The organism is Enterobacter sp. SA197 (genome assembly GCF_054131575.1).
This window is the reverse complement of sequence record NZ_CP096393.1, coordinates 3,561,186-3,577,581: the sequence shown is the minus strand read 5'-3', so window position 1 is coordinate 3,577,581 and position 16,396 is coordinate 3,561,186. Positions and strand designations below refer to the sequence as shown.

General features: G+C 54.4%; 13 protein-coding genes. 7 read left to right on the top strand and 6 right to left on the bottom strand.

Going from position 1 to position 16,396, the window contains the following annotated elements:
• Positions 1-139: 139 nt before the first annotated feature.
• Complete coding sequence (gene narQ, locus M1D91_RS16810; protein WP_437430575.1) at positions 140-1,840, bottom strand: nitrate/nitrite two-component system sensor histidine kinase NarQ; 1,701 nt, start codon at positions 1,838-1,840, stop codon at positions 140-142.
• 224 nt (positions 1,841-2,064) lie between these two features.
• Here narQ and aegA point away from each other — a divergent pair, with 224 nt between their 5' ends.
• The 3 genes from aegA to M1D91_RS16795 all read left to right on the top strand — a co-directional run bounded on the left by aegA (position 2,065) and on the right by M1D91_RS16795 (position 5,852).
• Positions 2,065-4,035 carry a formate-dependent uric acid utilization protein AegA gene (gene aegA, locus M1D91_RS16805; RefSeq protein WP_437430576.1) on the top strand — a complete coding sequence of 657 codons (1,971 nt, stop codon included), beginning with the start codon at positions 2,065-2,067 and terminating at the stop codon, positions 4,033-4,035.
• Positions 4,036-4,105: 70 nt separating this feature from the next.
• Positions 4,106-4,681, top strand: coding sequence for a GDP-mannose pyrophosphatase NudK (nudK, locus tag M1D91_RS16800; RefSeq protein WP_437430577.1), 576 nt, complete (start codon positions 4,106-4,108; stop codon positions 4,679-4,681).
• A 127-nt stretch (positions 4,682-4,808) separates the two neighbouring features.
• Positions 4,809-5,852, top strand: a complete 1,044-nt coding sequence (locus M1D91_RS16795; RefSeq protein ID WP_437430578.1) for a DUF1176 domain-containing protein — start codon at positions 4,809-4,811, stop codon at positions 5,850-5,852.
• 68 nt (positions 5,853-5,920) lie between these two features.
• Here M1D91_RS16795 and tkt read toward each other — a convergent pair whose 3' ends face one another.
• Positions 5,921-7,915 (bottom strand): transketolase, encoded by a 1,995-nt coding sequence (tkt, locus tag M1D91_RS16790; protein ID WP_437430579.1) that lies wholly within the window; start codon positions 7,913-7,915, stop codon positions 5,921-5,923.
• 20 nt (positions 7,916-7,935) lie between these two features.
• Positions 7,936-8,886, bottom strand: coding sequence for a transaldolase (gene tal, locus M1D91_RS16785; RefSeq protein WP_437430580.1), 951 nt, complete (start codon positions 8,884-8,886; stop codon positions 7,936-7,938).
• A gap of 277 nt (positions 8,887-9,163) precedes the next feature.
• Here tal and maeB point away from each other — a divergent pair, with 277 nt between their 5' ends.
• Positions 9,164-11,443 carry an NADP-dependent oxaloacetate-decarboxylating malate dehydrogenase gene (gene maeB, locus M1D91_RS16780; RefSeq protein ID WP_437430581.1) on the top strand — a complete coding sequence of 760 codons (2,280 nt, stop codon included), beginning with the start codon at positions 9,164-9,166 and terminating at the stop codon, positions 11,441-11,443.
• A 58-nt stretch (positions 11,444-11,501) separates the two neighbouring features.
• Here maeB and M1D91_RS16775 read toward each other — a convergent pair whose 3' ends face one another.
• The 3 genes from M1D91_RS16775 to amiA all read right to left on the bottom strand — a co-directional run bounded on the left by M1D91_RS16775 (position 11,502) and on the right by amiA (position 14,660).
• Entirely contained in the window at positions 11,502-12,773 is a 1,272-nt protein-coding gene (locus M1D91_RS16775) for a YwqG family protein (protein ID WP_437430582.1), read from the bottom strand.
• A gap of 112 nt (positions 12,774-12,885) precedes the next feature.
• Positions 12,886-13,788, bottom strand: coding sequence for an oxygen-dependent coproporphyrinogen oxidase (hemF, locus tag M1D91_RS16770; protein ID WP_437430583.1), 903 nt, complete (start codon positions 13,786-13,788; stop codon positions 12,886-12,888).
• Positions 13,788-14,660 carry an N-acetylmuramoyl-L-alanine amidase AmiA gene (amiA, locus tag M1D91_RS16765; RefSeq protein ID WP_437430584.1) on the bottom strand — a complete coding sequence of 291 codons (873 nt, stop codon included), beginning with the start codon at positions 14,658-14,660 and terminating at the stop codon, positions 13,788-13,790. Before amiA ends, hemF begins: the two co-directional genes overlap by 1 nt.
• Before the next feature lie 212 nt (positions 14,661-14,872).
• On the opposite strand from amiA, the gene M1D91_RS16760 reads away from it, so the two are divergent.
• From M1D91_RS16760 to M1D91_RS16750, 3 genes are all read left to right on the top strand, one after another.
• On the top strand, positions 14,873-15,298 hold the full coding sequence (locus M1D91_RS16760; protein ID WP_437430585.1) for a GNAT family acetyltransferase: 426 nt from the start codon (positions 14,873-14,875) through the stop codon (positions 15,296-15,298).
• Positions 15,285-15,731 (top strand): DUF2919 domain-containing protein, encoded by a 447-nt coding sequence (locus tag M1D91_RS16755; protein WP_437430586.1) that lies wholly within the window; start codon positions 15,285-15,287, stop codon positions 15,729-15,731. Before M1D91_RS16760 ends, M1D91_RS16755 begins: the two co-directional genes overlap by 14 nt.
• Before the next feature lie 65 nt (positions 15,732-15,796).
• Positions 15,797-16,372 (top strand): RpoE-regulated lipoprotein, encoded by a 576-nt coding sequence (locus M1D91_RS16750; RefSeq protein WP_437430587.1) that lies wholly within the window; start codon positions 15,797-15,799, stop codon positions 16,370-16,372.
• Positions 16,373-16,396: the final 24 nt, after the last annotated feature.

The window sequence follows — 16,396 nt, the reverse complement described above, 5'->3', positions numbered from 1 at the left end:
TGTAGCGGGAATGGTGTCGGTAATCGTGGAGAAATAAAGGAGAAAATGTAAATGATCATGCAAAATCAACGCATAAAATTGCATTCGCTACATTAACCCTGACGTTACCCTTCTGCCACTCACAGTCGCTTGCGTTTCATTACGTTTGCTGGCTTTTTAAGCTTAACGCTGGTACGTGAAAAGTGAACTGAACCAGAGTCCCGCCACCGGGCGGCTGTAAAAACGTGAGGGTTCCGCCCAGCCGGGCGGCGCGCTCGCGCATGATGCTCAACCCGTAGTGTCCCTCTGGCTGGGTATTGCTCATCCCTCTACCGTTATCACGAATATAGATTGAATAGAGCCCTTCAGGATCCGTCACGCAACTTACGGTGATGGCGGTGGCTTCAGCGTGCTTTATGGCATTAATGACCGCTTCGCGGACGATTTGTAAAACATTGACCTGTTGCTGGGCATCCAGCGCCAGGGTCGGGAGACGGCAGTCGAGCGTCAGCAGGGCGGGGGTCTGCGTTTGCAGGATATCCAGCGCCTCTTTCAACGCTGAGGGTAAATCGCTTTGCGACACCGTCAGTCTGAAGGTGGTTAACAACTCACGCAGCTGTCGGTAAGCATCGTTCAGCGCACGGGAGAAATCGGCAATGATGGTCTGCGCGGGCGCGTTCTCATCCGGTACGGATCGTTTGAGTAGCGCCAGCTGAATGCGTAAATAAGAGAGCACCTGAGCGAGCGAATCGTGAAGCTCGCCTGCAATGGTGGCCCGCTCTTCCATCAGCATGAGCTGCTGATAATGTTTCTGGCTCTGATTAAAATAGAGGCCGCGGCCAATAATAGTGGCCACATTTCGCAGTAATGGCGCTGAAGCCTGGGCCTCTTCGCTCTGCCAGCGCAACTCACCAAACACCGTCTCCTGCATCCCCACTGGCAGTACATTCACCGGCAGTTCCTGTTGACGTTCTCCCTGGGTTATCGACCAGTATTCCCCCACACTAAGCTCCAGATAGCTGGCGGCTTCATGCTCATGGACTATCTGCAGGATATGACGAAAACAGATGACATCAATCTGACCCGTATTGAGGGCCTGGGAACACTGGTACAACACTTCCAGACGGCGGTGGGCTTCATGCAGGTCGCGGGTCTTCTCCTCCACCTGGGCTTCGAGGGTTCGGTAGAGTTTGTGCAATTCACCAGACATGCGGTCAAAGGTGGACGCCAGCAGACCCAGTTCGTTGTCTAAGTGACCGTTAAGTAACGGATAGCTAAACTGCCCCTGTTGAATATGCTGGCTTGCCACCATCAACTGATTGAGCGGCACAACCACCTGCTGGCGGATACGTTTAAGCGTAAAAAAGACCAGCATAAAAATGCCGCCAGCGCCCAGCAGCGACATTCCCACCACCAGCAGCATCTTACGCTCCGCGTATCGTTGCAGCGCGAGAACAAACTGATCGATATTCTCCACGTACTGCTGGATATTGTGTTGATACCAGACGCTGTCATTCGCGCCGATGCGCGCATCCATTTCCTGCCAGCTTTCCTTAAGCTGTTTATAGCGAAGGCCTACTATTTCAGGAACATACCAACGATTGAGCTGCTGTAAAACCGGCGAGTTGAGGGTCTGCTGGTAACGCTGGCGATGGGCATCTGTCTCCCCGGCACCGCGCTCAAGGTCGTAACCAAGACGATAGCTTTGCATCCGTAACGACCCGGCGATATTCACCGCTTCGGCATCCCGCAGGCTGCTGGCGAGCGTTATCAGCGCGACACCGGTTGAGAGTAACGAGAGTAAGACGATACCGAAAAAGGCTTTCGCAAGACTGGCTGAAACAGGTTGTTTTACGGTCACAAAAGCGGTTCCTGCTACCTGAGGCCACCCGGCAACAGAACAGCGGCAGGTAGCACTTCAAATGAGATTGGTTTTCATTTATGGCGCAATAAATTGATCTGCAACATGCGTGTGACAACTAAGTAACTCTTTTGTGCAAATGTACATTGTCTGACCTGAATAGCCCAGGTAATACAGTAATCCTAAAAAAACCAGGGTTTATTAAACCAGAAAAGAAGGTTGCCATGAATCGTTTTATTATGGCTAACAGCCAGCAATGCATCGGGTGTCGTACCTGCGAAGTGGCCTGTGTCATGGCGCATAATCATGAGCAACATGTCGTCAGCCCGGCGCATTTTCATCCGCGGATTACGGTTGTAAAACGTCAGCAAGAGCGCGGTGTGGTCACCTGTCATCATTGTGAGGCGGCCCCCTGTGCTCGCAGTTGCCCGAATGGTGCTATCAGCCGCATAAATGAGTCGGTGCAGGTAAATCAGGACAAATGTATCGGCTGTAAATCCTGTGTCGTCGCCTGCCCGTTTGGCACCATGCAAATTCTGGTGGATCCATCCGGCAACGATCGCGTGAAAGCGACCGCGCACAAATGCGATCTCTGCGTTGACCGCCCTGCAGGCCCGGCCTGCGTGCAGCACTGCCCGGCGGATGCCCTCCGGCTAGTGACGGGGGAAGCGCTGAACGACATTGCCAGAAAGCGGCGTCTGCGAGCGGCAGGCCAGCAGGCACTGGCCGATCACGAGCCGAAAGCCGAACGAAAAGATAACAAAGTCAAACAGATGCTCAGAATGCCACCGCGCGGGGAACCCGAAAAACTGGCAATTGCCGCCCGTAAAACCGGATTTGATGAGATCTACCTGCCGTTTCGCGCCGATCAGGCGCAGCGTGAAGCGGCGCGGTGCCTGACATGTGGTGAACACAGCGTGTGTGAATGGACATGCCCGTTACATAACCATATCCCGCAGTGGATTGAGCGCGTGAAAGCCGGGGATATCGAAGGGGCGGTTGAACTGTCGCATCAGACCAACTGCCTGCCGGAAATTACCGGGCGCGTATGCCCACAGGACAGGTTATGCGAAGGGGCATGTACCCTGCGCGATGACGCAGGTGCCGTGACGATCGGCAATATTGAGCGCTATATCTCCGATCGGGCGCTGGCGAACGGCTGGCGACCCGACCTCCGGCACGTCACGGCAGTCAATAAACGTGTCGCGATTATCGGCGCGGGTCCCGCCGGTCTTGCCTGTGCGGATGTGCTGGCGCGCCAGGGAGTCAGCACCACGGTATTCGACAGGCATCCGGAAATCGGCGGGCTGCTGACGTTCGGGATCCCCGCTTTCAAACTCGATAAATCCTTACTGACGCGCCGCCGCGAAATATTCAGCGCTATGGGCATCCGTTTCGAACTGAACTGCGAAATTGGCAAAGACATTCCGTTACCGTCGCTGGTGGAGGAATATGACGCAGTGTTTGTCGGGGTTGGCACCTATCGCTCAATGAAAGCCAATCTGCCTAATGAAGAGGCACCAGGAGTGTATGACGCCCTGCCGTTCCTGATAGCCAATACCAGGCAGGTCATGGGGCTGCCGGACGCCCCGGACGCGCCCTATGTCAACACCGCTGGCCTGAATGTTGTTGTGCTTGGCGGTGGCGATACCGCGATGGACTGCGTGCGTACCGCGCTGCGCCACGGTGCGGCCCATGTTACCTGTGCTTACCGGCGTGATGAGGCGAACATGCCGGGGTCGAAAAAGGAGGTCAGGAACGCCAGGGAAGAGGGGGCGGCGTTTGAATTCAACGTCCAGCCGGTCAATATTGAGCTGGATGCCGCGGGTAAAGTGGCAGGTGTTCGCCTGCTTCGTACCGAACTGGGTGAGCCGGATGCGAAAGGGCGCCGCAAACCCGTACCTGTTGCAGGAAGTGAATTTGTGATGCCGGCTGATGCGGTCATCATGGCCTTTGGTTTTAACCCGCACGCAATGCCGTGGCTTGAAAGCCAGGGTGTACAGGTGGATGACTGGGGGCGTATCGCTGCGGGTGTGAACAGTCGTTATCGCTATCAGACCAGCAATCCAAAGATCTTCGCCGGGGGGGATGCGGTTCGTGGCGCGGATCTGGTGGTGACGGCGATGGCGGAAGGGCGTCATGCGGCGCAGGGCATCATGGCGTGGCTGGGGGTGAAATCTACCGGGGGACATTAACCTCCCCGCCGCGACAAACCAGGCTTTGCCGCGTAATATGTCGCTGACTGTATTACGGTGTGGAGCCTGTATGTCGTTTAACATTGAGCTGATTAAAGACAAAGTCCTTTCTGATAACTATTTCATTTTGCGTAACATTACTTACGATCTGACGCGTAAAAACGGGGAAGTGATCCGGCATAAACGTGAAGTCTATGACCGGGGCAATGGCGCCACTATCCTGTTATACAACCGTGAAAAACGTACCGTAGTGTTAATCCGCCAGTTCCGTGTTGCCACCTGGGTTAACGGCAATAAGGATGGTGTGCTGATTGAAACCTGTGCCGGACTGCTTGATGACGACGAGCCGGAAGTGTGTATTCGTAAGGAAGCCATCGAAGAGACTGGCTACCAGGTTGGCGAGGTAAAAAAGGTCTTTGAGCTGTACATGTCACCAGGCGGCGTCACCGAAATCGTCCATTTCTTTATCGCTGAATATGATGAAAACGCGCGGGCCAATAGCGGCGGTGGCGTGGAAGATGAAGATATTGAGGTGCTGGAGCTACCCTTCGTTGAGGCACTTAATCTGGTTTCGAACGGAGATATACGCGACGGCAAGACGGTGATTTTACTGCAATATTTAAAAACGTCGGGTCTAATGGACTGATTTTGTTATGGTTAATAACGTGCATTTTAAATAAATCTATCCGATAATTCTGATTGAGCAGCAGGCGTGGTAACACGAAGATACGCGGGTTGTTTGCTGTCATCTTCTTTTTGGGGCTGTGTTATTCATGCGTTATCGCGTTTTGCTTGCTTTTTTTCTGGGACTTATTCCGATGTCGTTATCCTTTGCGGCACCGGTTCAACAGACGTTTTCTGACTGGCAAGTAACCTGCAATAACCAGAACTTCTGCGTGGCACGCAATACGGGTGAACATCAGGGTCTGGTGATGACGCTTGGCCGTAGCGCTGGCGCACATAACGATGCCGCGCTGCGCATCGACTTTGGTGGAAGAGAACTGCCTTCTGCAAAAGAACCCGCCATTGCCCCTCGCCTGCGTCTTGATGGGGCCCCGCTTGTGCTGGCTGGCGAACGCTGGCGCATCACCCCCTGGCATCTCATGACCGACAATCCCGTAACTATCACCACCTTCCTGCAAGCGATTCAGGAGGGACAGTCCATTTCATTACAGGACGGGAAAGGGATTATTTCACTGGTGGGTCTTAAGGCCGCGCTGCTTTTTATTGACGCCCAGCAAAAGCGAGTGGGCAATAAAACGGCGTGGATTAAAAAAGGGGACGGCCCTCCGCTCAGCGTGCCGCCTGCGCCCCCGCTGAAAGAAGTTGCCCTGGTCAATCCCACCCCCACACCGCTTACGCATGATGAACTCAATGATCTGCTCGATTACGGGAACTGGCGAATGAATAACAGTCAGTGCTCCCTTGATCCTGGCCGCAGAGAGGTAAGGGTTACGGCACTGACGGATGACAAAGCCTTGCTGATCATTGATTGTGAAGCCGGGGCGTATAACACGGTGGAGCTCGCCTGGCTGGTGTCTCGCGTAAAGCCTTTTGCCTCGCGGCTGGTGCGCCTGCGATTACCCTTTACGCCTGCCAGCGGCAGCAACGAACTGGAGCTGATGAATGCCTCCTTTGATGAAAAAACCCGCGAACTGACGACGCTCGCGAAAGGCCGGGGACTTAACGATTGTGGCATCCTGACGCGCTGGCGGTTTAATGGTCAACGCTTTAACCTGGTGCGCTATGCCGAAGAGCCAACCTGTGATAACTGGCATGGGCCAGATGCCTGGCCCACCCTGTGGGTTACCCGTTAACGCGGTGACTGTGCTGCGGATTGCGGGACAAAGGGCCCGGCCTCTATTCGCCGCCGGGCCCTGTGTGATTACACCTTAAGTACGCGTTTCGCTTTCTCAACGATGTTCTCGACGGTAAAACCAAACAAGGGGAAGAGTTTCTCGGCAGGGGCCGACTCACCGTAGCCCGTCATACCGACAATTGCCCCTTTCAGCCCGACATATTTGTACCAGTAATCGGCAATGCCAGCTTCAACGGCTACGCGGGCGCTCACCTCTGAAGGCAGCACCGACTCCCGGTATGCGTCGTCCTGGGCATCGAAGATATCCGTTGATGGCAGTGAAACCACCCGCACCTTATGACCATCCTGAGTGAGTTTTTCGGCCGCTTTTACCGTTATTTCGATCTCTGAACCGGTCGCAATCAGTATCAGATCCGGCTGACCCTCGGCGTCTTTCAGAATATAACCCCCTCTGGCGATCGCCTTCACCTGCTCCGGCGTTCTGTCCATCTGCGTCAGGTTCTGACGGGAGAGGATTAACGCGGTTGGGCCGGTATGGCGTTCAATCGCCAGCTTCCAGCCCACCGCCGCTTCAACCTGATCGCAGGGGCGCCAGGTGCTGAAATTTGGCGTCAGACGCAGGCTGGCAAGCTGTTCCACCGCCTGGTGAGTGGGACCATCCTCGCCAAGTCCTATGGAGTCATGGGTGTAGACCATAATCTGCCGCGCTTTCATCAATGCAGCCATACGCGCCGCGTTACGTGCATATTCGACGAACATCAGGAAGGTCGCGGTATAGGGAACAAAGCCGCCGTGGTGAGCAATACCGTTAGCGATGGCCGTCATGCCAAACTCACGCACGCCGTAGTGGATGTAATTACCCGCAGCGTCCTCTTTCAGGGAGCGCGACCCCGACCAGATGGTAAGGTTACTGGGGGCAAGATCCGCCGACCCGCCGAGAAGTTCCGGCAGCGCGGGGCCATAGGTATTCAGCGCATTCTGTGAGGCTTTACGGGTGGCAATTTTAGCCGGCTCTGCCTGCAATTTTTCAATGTAGGCCTGGGTCAGCTTGTCCCACTCTTCAGGCAGGCCACCGCTCATGCGGCGGGTGAATTCAGCGGCCAGTTCGGGATGCGCTTTTTGATAGGCAGCGAATTTATCGTTCCAGGCGTGCTGCGCTTTCTCACCACGTTCACGGGCATCCCAGGCTTTGTAGATCTCTTTTGGGATCTCAAATGCCGGGTGTTTCCAGCCCAGTTTCTGGCGGGTCAACGCGACCTCTTCTTCGCCCAGCGCGGCGCCGTGTGACTCTTCTTTACCGGCTTTATTTGGTGAGCCGAACCCGATAACCGTGCGGCAGATGATAAGGGAAGGTTTGTCCTTCACGCTTTGTGCTTCAAGAACGGCTTTTTTGATGGCGTCAGGATCGTGTCCATCCACCTCATTGACCACATGCCAGTGGTAGGCTTCGAAACGTTTAGCGGTATCGTCGGTAAACCATCCCTCGGTTTCACCATCAATGGAGATGCCATTGTGGTCATAAAAACCGATGAGTTTACCGAGGCCCAGGGTGCCAGCCAGGGAGCTCACTTCGTGAGAAATCCCCTCCATCAGACAGCCGTCGCCCATAAATACGTAAGTGTAGTGATCGACAATATCGTGGCCGGGCTGATTAAACTGCGCGGCAAGGGTGCGCTCCGCAATAGCCAGACCCACCGCATTCGCCAGCCCCTGACCGAGCGGGCCGGTGGTGGTTTCGACGCCTGGCGTATAGCCAATTTCCGGGTGCCCTGGCGTTTTTGAATGAAGCTGACGGAAGTTTTTCAGCTCTTCAATGGGCAAATCGTACCCGCTCAGGTGCAGCAGACTGTAGAGCAACATTGAGGCATGACCGTTTGAGAGAATAAAGCGGTCCCGGTCATACCAGGTCGGATCGGTAGGGTTATGCTTGAGAAAATCATTCCACAGTAATTCGGCAATATCCGCCATGCCCATTGGTGCACCGGGATGACCAGAATTGGCTTTTTGTACCGCGTCCATACTGAGGGCACGAATCGCATTAGCGAGCTCTTTACGGGACATCACTCTCTCCTTGGTCAGGGTTAAAATTTTGCGGCAATAAGATCTTCAAGTTTGCGCTGATCGACGGCGAACTGACGGATCCCGTCAGACAGTTTTTCTACTGCCATAGGATCCTGATTGTGCTCCCAGCGGAATTGCGCTTCGGTAAGCGGCTCAGGACGGGGGAAACTTTGTGTGGGGGGAATAAGCTTGCGTTCAACGGTGCCTTCCTGCTCATGCAAGGCTTTAAGGAGATCCGGTGAGATGGTCAGCCTGTCGCAGCCTGCCAGAGCCAGTACCTGCTCCGTGCGTCGGAAGCTCGCCCCCATGACGATAGTCTGGTAGCGGTGCTGCTTGAAGTAGTCGTAAATATTACGCACCGATTTAACGCCTGGGTCTTCATCCACCACGTAGGGGTCCATAGGCTTGCGCTGCTGATACCAGTCGTAGATACGGCCCACGAAGGGGGAGATTAAATAGACGTCGGCTTCAGCACAGGCACGCGCCTGCGCAAAGGAAAACAGCAGCGTCAGGTTACACTTGATCCCCTCTTTTTCCAGCTCTTCTGCGGCGCGTATGCCTTCCCAGGTGGAGGCTAATTTGATTAGGATGCGCGATTTATCAATGCCAAGCTCCTGATAAAGCCCTACCAGCTTGCGCGCTTTGGCGATGCTTTTTTCTTTGTCATAGGAGAGTCGCGCATCCACCTCAGTTGATACCCGCCCTGGAATGCTTTTCAGAATTTCCTGCCCAAAGTTGACCGCCAGTTTGTCGCAGGCTTCCGCTACCTGCTGCTCCTGGGTTTTACCGTGGCGCTTACCATACTCAATGGCGTCGTCAATCAGGTGTTTAAAGTGGTCAAGCGCGGCTGCTTTCAGTAACAGCGAGGGGTTAGTGGTGGCATCTTCCGGCTGATAATGGCGAATCGATTCAATATCGCCACTGTCCGCTACTACGGTGGTAAATTGTTTTATGCCGTCTAAGTGATTCATAGTTATTCTCCTTTAACATCAGGGTGTTATATGAATGTCTTGCAGGGTCAGGCATTCAAAAATGTGAAGTGCATAACCAAAAAGCATAGCAGACCGGAGCCGTTCTGCTTTCACCTGGTTGTAACAAGCCTGTTATGAATTGATAGCAATTTTTGTTATGGCGTCCTCAGACTTTGGTGGTGTTCAAAGTTTGCGAAGGAGGTGGAGGGCATACTGGTTAGTGCATCTGGACAGTTATCACGCTTCATATTTGAACGATACGTGAAAGGAACAGCAAATGGACGACCAGTTAAAACAAAGTGCCCTCGACTTCCACGAGTTCCCCCGTCCGGGGAAAATTCAGGTTTCACCCACGAAACCGCTCGCCACCCAGCGTGACCTCGCGCTGGCCTATTCCCCCGGTGTCGCCGCGCCCTGCCTGGAAATAGCCAAAGATCCGCTGGCAGCCTACAAATACACCGCGCGTGGCAACCTGGTTGCCGTTGTCTCAAACGGGACTGCCGTACTGGGGCTGGGAAATATTGGCGCGCTGGCCGGCAAGCCGGTCATGGAAGGTAAAGGCGTACTGTTTAAGAAATTTGCGGGAATTGATGTCTTCGATATTGAAGTCGATGAACATGACCCGGATAAGCTTATCGACGTGGTGGCGGCGCTGGAGCCGACCTTCGGTGGCATTAACCTTGAAGATATTAAAGCGCCGGAGTGCTTCTACATTGAAGCCAGACTGCGTGAACGTATGAATATCCCCGTGTTCCATGATGATCAGCACGGGACGGCAATTATCAGTACAGCCGCCATTCTGAACGGCCTGCGAGTGGTGGAAAAAAACCTCTCTGACGTGCGCATGGTGGTGTCAGGTGCAGGTGCTGCAGCTATCGCCTGTATGAACCTGCTGGTGGCGCTGGGCATGCAAAAGCACAATATTGTGGTTTGCGACTCCAAAGGGGTGATTTACAAAGACCGTGAACCGAATATGGCGGAAACCAAAGCGGCCTACGCGGTGGTTGATGACGGCAGGCGCACCCTTGATGAGGTGGTGGACGGCGCGGACATTTTTCTCGGTTGTTCCGGTCCAAAAGTGCTGACGCCGGAGATGGTAAAAAAAATGGCGCGTCAACCGCTGATCCTCGCCCTGGCCAACCCGGAGCCGGAAATTCTCCCCCCGCTTGCCAGAGAAGTGCGTCCGGATGCGATTATCTGCACGGGGCGTTCTGACTATCCGAACCAGGTCAATAACGTGCTCTGCTTCCCGTTTATTTTCCGTGGCGCGCTGGATGTTGGCGCAACGGCGATTAACGAAGAGATGAAATTGGCCGCGGTGCATGCCATTGCAGAGCTGGCTCATGCGGAGCAGAGCGAGGTGGTGGCCTCGGCTTATGGCGATCAGGATTTGAGTTTTGGCCCCGACTATCTTATCCCTAAACCCTTTGATCCCCGCCTGATTGTGAAGATAGCGCCAGCGGTCGCCAGAGCCGCGATGGATTCTGGCGTGGCGACACGCCCCATAGCGGATATGGACGCCTATATCGATAAGCTCACGGAGTTTGTCTACAAAACCAATTTATTTATGAAGCCCATCTTCTCGCAGGCCCGCAAAGATCCCAAACGTGTAGTGCTGACGGAAGGGGAGGAGCCGCGCGTGCTGCATGCCACTCAGGAACTGGTTTCCTTAGGCCTGGCAAAACCAATTCTGATTGGCCGTCCCGGCGTTATTGAGATGCGCATTCAGAAACTGGGGCTGCAGATTCGCCCTGACGTGGATTTTGAAATAGTTAACAATGAATCGGACCCACGCTTTAAAGAGTACTGGACCGAATACTTCAACATTATGAAGCGCCGTGGGGTGACGCAGGAGCAGGCGCAGCGGGCCGTTATCAGCGACACCACGGTGATTGGTGCAATCATGGTGCACCGTGGCGAAGCGGATGCCATGATCTGCGGCACTATTGGTGATTATCACGAGCATTACAGCGTGGTGCAGGAGATCTTCGGTCACCGGGAAGGGGTGCATGCGGCGGGGGCGATGAACGCGCTGCTGTTGCCAAGCGGTAACACCTTTATTGCTGATACCTATGTTAACGAAGATCCGAGCGCGGAGCAGTTGGCAGAAATTACGCTTCTGGCAGCGGAAACGGTACGCCGATTTGGTATTGAGCCCAGGGTCGCGCTGCTCTCACACTCGCAATTTGGATCGTCAAAATCGTTAGCGGCAGTCAAAATGCGGGAAACCCTGGCCCGGGTACGCGAGCGGGCGCCGGAACTGATGATTGATGGTGAAATGCACGGCGATGCGGCGCTGGAAGAGAGTATTCGTCAGGAGAGGATGCCTGACAGCCCGCTTAAGGGCTCTGCCAATATCCTCATCATGCCGAACGTAGAAGCCGCGCGTATTAGTTACAACTTACTACGCGTCTCCAGCTCGGAAGGGGTGACCGTCGGGCCGGTACTGATGGGCGTTGCGAAGCCCGTTCACGTGCTGACACCCATTGCGTCGGTGAGACGTATCGTGAATATGGTGGCGCTGGCCGTGGTCGAAGCGCAGACGCAGCCGCTGTAAAAGGCTGTCCCTTAAAGAAGCCTCAGAGCCTGAAGGAGCAGGCTCTGAGCATCAGGTTTTATGTTTGCTGATACGAGGTTGCCGTTGTGCGGCACTCCGGACAGATAAACCCGTAAAGCATCCCTTCCGCGCAATCATCAAGATCCTCATAACTTATCTGAGCAAGAAACATCATTGTCTGCGCGCATTCAGGGCATGGAGGATATTCCGCATCCTGTATCCAGGTAGGATGCCCGCCGAGTTGCGAGAACGTTGTCGGTAAAAATTGATCCGCGGCGAACAGAGGCAAACGGGCTTCACCGAGGTGCAACCCTTCCGATGGCAGTTTTACCCAGTCGGTGGCGTGCTCAACCGCAAGCGTAGAGCATCTGTTTTGCGTAAGCCATTGCGGAGCTTCGCCAGCATCAGCCCTGGCAAAGACGGTTTCATATGCCGTACAGCACTCGCAGGTCAGAATGCGAATATGACCAGACCAGCACCCGGCGCTGATACCAATAAGCTCAGGGGTAACGTCAAAAAGGGTAGTCAGCGGCGTAGCACAATGTGGGCAGTCCACGCCGGAACCCGTGACGGCCCGGAACACCGCGGGTTGAGCAGGCGCGTGTTTGACCAGATGGAAACAGTGCTGAAAATAAAGGTCCCGTCGACGGCCTTCCACGGTCAGCTCCCAGCCCGCCTGATGCGCATAGTGATGAGGGGGGACATGAAGTGAACGGCACCATGCCGGTGGCGTCTGACGCCAGCGTGTAAACTGTTCGACGACAACATCGTCACCAATCCAGGCCAGGATGATAAGCAACCCGTTACGGTTTTTCTCATCATGTTCCACCCGCTGTAAAAGGGTATCACGCACATCTGGCGGCGCGCGGTGAAAAGGCAGGGCCGAATAAAAATCAGGCTCGCCCTGATGCAGCCATGCGCGTAAGCAGACATCCAGCCTGACGTCAGTGAATGCGGCCAGACAAGTACAAATCTCTTGCGCGATCTCATGCGATCCGGCGGCAAACAATGTCTCAGCATATTCCGCCATACGGCGACGCTCGCTGGCACTAAGACGCCTGTAAAGCACATCGGTAGGAACCGGGCAGGGGGTCCAGAGTATCAATGGATCGGGTTCTCTGGGCGTATGAACCCGTTTTAACCATTCAACCGGATCCTCTGTCCCGGCGAAGACGTCTACGGTTTTTCTGTTTTTCCTGATAAAGTCGTCATGCTCCTGTCGCTTGCGCGCATTGACGCAGGGCATGCAAAACCCCTCCGTTCGGTCTGCCGTTGCGGGCAGGATGCGGTTTGCGCACTGTGGATTCTTACAGGGAATACGGTCATCCATATTGTTATGTCCCGTTTCAGAAGGGGGAGTGATTGCCCGAAAGCATCAGGAGACACCGATCAGGCAAGCGGTGGAGAAGATGACAGGCAGCATGCGTTGCCGATTTATCAGCTTAAATCCACTCTCTCACCTGAATAAACTCGCGTAATGCCGCCTCCGCGCTGCCTTCTTCAGGCTGGTAGTTATATTCCCAGCGAACCAGCGGGGGCATCGACATTAAAATTGATTCCGTGCGTCCACCGGTTTGCAGGCCAAAGAGCGTGCCGCGATCCCACACCAGATTGAACTCCACATAACGACCACGGCGATAGAGCTGGAAGGCCCGCTCACGCTCACCGTAAGCGAGGGCGCTGCGCCGTTCAACGATCGGCAGATACGCCTCGGTATAACCTCTGCCTACCGCTTGCATAAAGGCAAAGCAGGTGTCGAAATCCGGCGTATTAAGATCGTCAAAAAACAGGCCGCCAATGCCGCGCTGCTCGTTGCGATGTTTGAGATGAAAGTAGTCGTCACACCATTTTTTATAGCGCGGGTAGACATCTTCACCAAATGGCTGACACAGGTCGTGAGCAGTCTGGTGCCAGTGAACGGCATCCTCCTCAAAACCGTAGAAAGGGGTCATATCAAACCCGCCGCCAAACCACCAGACCGGGTCAGCGTCCGGCTTTTCGGCGATGAAAAAACGCACGTTAGCGTGGCTGGTCGGAACGTAAGGATTGCGCGGATGCACTACCAGCGACACCCCCATCGCCTCAAAACTGCGTCCGGCGAGCTCAGGCCGATGCGCAGTCGCGGAGGCAGGCATTGCCGTCCCGGTGACGTGGGAAAAATTGACCCCCGCTTGCTCAAAGATGCCTCCGTCACGCAGCACCCGACTACGTCCGCCGCCGCCAGCGTCACGTTGCCAGTTGTCCTCGCTAAAAGCAGTGCCATCAAGCGCAGAGAGCTGCTGGCAAATCGCATCCTGCAGGTTGAGCAGGAAGGCCTTAACATCACGGGTATCGGGTAGAGTCATCAGCGTTTCGTCGAGTGGGCTTTATGATTATCAAACCAGTTAAAATAACTGATCACACCGGAGGCAATGGCACTGGCAATTTTCTGCCGGAAGGCCGTTGTGCCAAGCAGCTTCTCTTCCTGCGGATTGGTAATAAAGGAGGTCTCTACCAGTACGGAAGGAATTGAAGGAGATTTTAGCACCACAAACGCAGCCTGCTCGGTGTTACGGCTGTGCAGGCGATGGACAGGTTTGATCTGTCGCAGAATATGTGAACCCAGCGTCAGGCTGTTTTTGATGGTATCCGTCTGGACGAGATCAAACAGCACCTGCTGGAGAAGGTGGTCTTTATCCTTGGCTTTTTTACCTGCCACATCGTCGGCGGCGTTTTCACGATCGGAGAGGTATTTCGCCATTGCACTACTGGCCCCACGGTTTGATAACGCAAAGACCGATGCGCCGGCTGCACTGGGGTTGGTAAAACCATCGGCATGTATCGACATAAACAGGTCAGCACCGTGCTGGTGGGCAATTTCCACACGATCATACAGGGGGATAAAGGTATCTCCGCTGCGGGTAAGTCGCGCATCAATCCCATGATTTCTGAGAATGGTTCGAACATTTTTAGCAATGGCGAGCACGACATGTTTCTCTTTCGAACCGTTACCGCCAATGGCACCCGTATCAATACCGCCGTGACCGGGATCGAGCATAACGATGCGTTTTCCGCCCGCCTTTTTCGTCCTCACCGGGGTATGGCCGTTGCTGGTTTTTAACGTGCTTTCTTCTTTTGCGATGGCTCGCGACATGCCTGTCAGCGTCAAAGCGGCAAGACCGGCTTTGAGGATCTGACGGCGCGAGGTGAATATTTTTAACGGTTTTGAAGTGCTCATACGGTCAGTCTTATTATCCATAGTCCCTGGTGTTATATCGTATCGTCCTGGCCGTTACGACATTCCGTCGTGAGAAAAGTTTTACTTTTCATTTCAATGCATGACAGAGTGACAGTATGCCATTTCCCCGTCTCATTTTCGCCGGATATTGGCGGCGGCGTGCGTACGCGCCATAATCATCAGCACTATCGTTTAAAAGGGGCAAGCAAACCATGGAGATACGCGTTTTTCGCCAGCAGGACTTTGAAGAGGTCGTGACCCTGTGGGAGCGCTGCGAACTGCTGCGTCCCTGGAACGATCCGGAAATGGACATCGAACGCAAAATTAACCACGACGTCACGCTTTTTCTGGTCGCTGAGGTGAACGGCGAAGTCGTGGGTACGGTAATGGGCGGCTACGATGGTCATCGCGGCTCGGCCTACTATCTTGGCGTGCATCCAGAATTTCGTGGACGGGGCATTGCCAATGCCCTGTTAAGCCGCCTTGAGAAAAAACTCATTGCCCGAGGTTGCCCGAAAATTAACATCATGGTGCGTGAAGATAATGATGTGGTTCTCGGCATGTATGAACGGCTCGGCTATGAGCATACGGATTCACTGAGTTTAGGTAAGCGCTTGATCGAAGATGAAGAGTATTGAGTTTTCCCCTGCTGACTACGATGCGCACGGTTGTCTGCGACTGCCGTTTTTGTTCTGGTGTGTTTTGCTTCTTCAGGCGAGAACCTGGGTGCTGTTTGTGATGGCGGGTGCCTCTCGTGGGCAGGGGGATGCACTGCTCACGCTGTTTTATCCCGATCACGATGCGTTCTGGTGGGGGTTGCTCCCCGGCGTTCCTGCGGTGCTCACCTTTCTCGTTTGTGGCCGACGGCAGAGTTTTCCTCGTTTCTGGCATGCGTTGCGTCCACTGCTGATCCTCGCACAAGTCGCCTTACTCCTCTGGCAACCTTTATTCTGGCTGCGTGGTGAAGCGCTGAGTGGCGTTGGCCTCGCTCTGGTGGTGGTGGATCTGGTTGCCCTTAGCTGGTTACTCACTAATACCCGTTTTCATGCCTGTTTCCGTAAGGATGAGTAATAACGGGCACTTTTTGCATTTCCGGTACTCCAATTGCCGATGAGAAAACTTGAAAGGAAGTTACGATGAAGTCCCTTCGTTTAAGCGTGTGCGCCCTGGCGCTGGTGGTATCAGGCTGTTCTACCCTCTCTTCTATCAACTGGTCGGCGGCCAATCCGTGGACCTGGTTTGGTTCATCAACCGAAGTGAGTGAGCAGGGAGTCGGCGGCATTACAGCCAGCACCGCGCTTGATGAAAAAGCCATTAACGAGGCTCTCGGTGGTGATTATCACCTGCGAAGCGGTATGAAGAGCGATAAAGGCAATATCATTCGCTATTTCGAGGCGCTTAAAGATGACAATGTTGCGCTGGTCGTCAACGGAGAAAATGGCACGGTAAGCCAGGTAGATGTGCTCGACAGCAGCATTGAAACGGAAAAAGGTGTCAAAATCGGTACACCGTTTAGTGCGCTTTACGATAAGGCCTTTGGCCAGTGTACGGCCGCGACGGGCGATGACGCCAAGGGCGTGGCGTGCAAAGCGCCTGAAAGTCAGCATATTAGCTTTATCTTTACTGGAGAATGGAGCGGTCCGGATGGGCTTATGCCGCCTGACGATGCGCTTAAATCCTGGAAATTGCACAAGATTATCTGGCACCGCTAGTGCAGTCTGCGGTTCCGCTCCTGG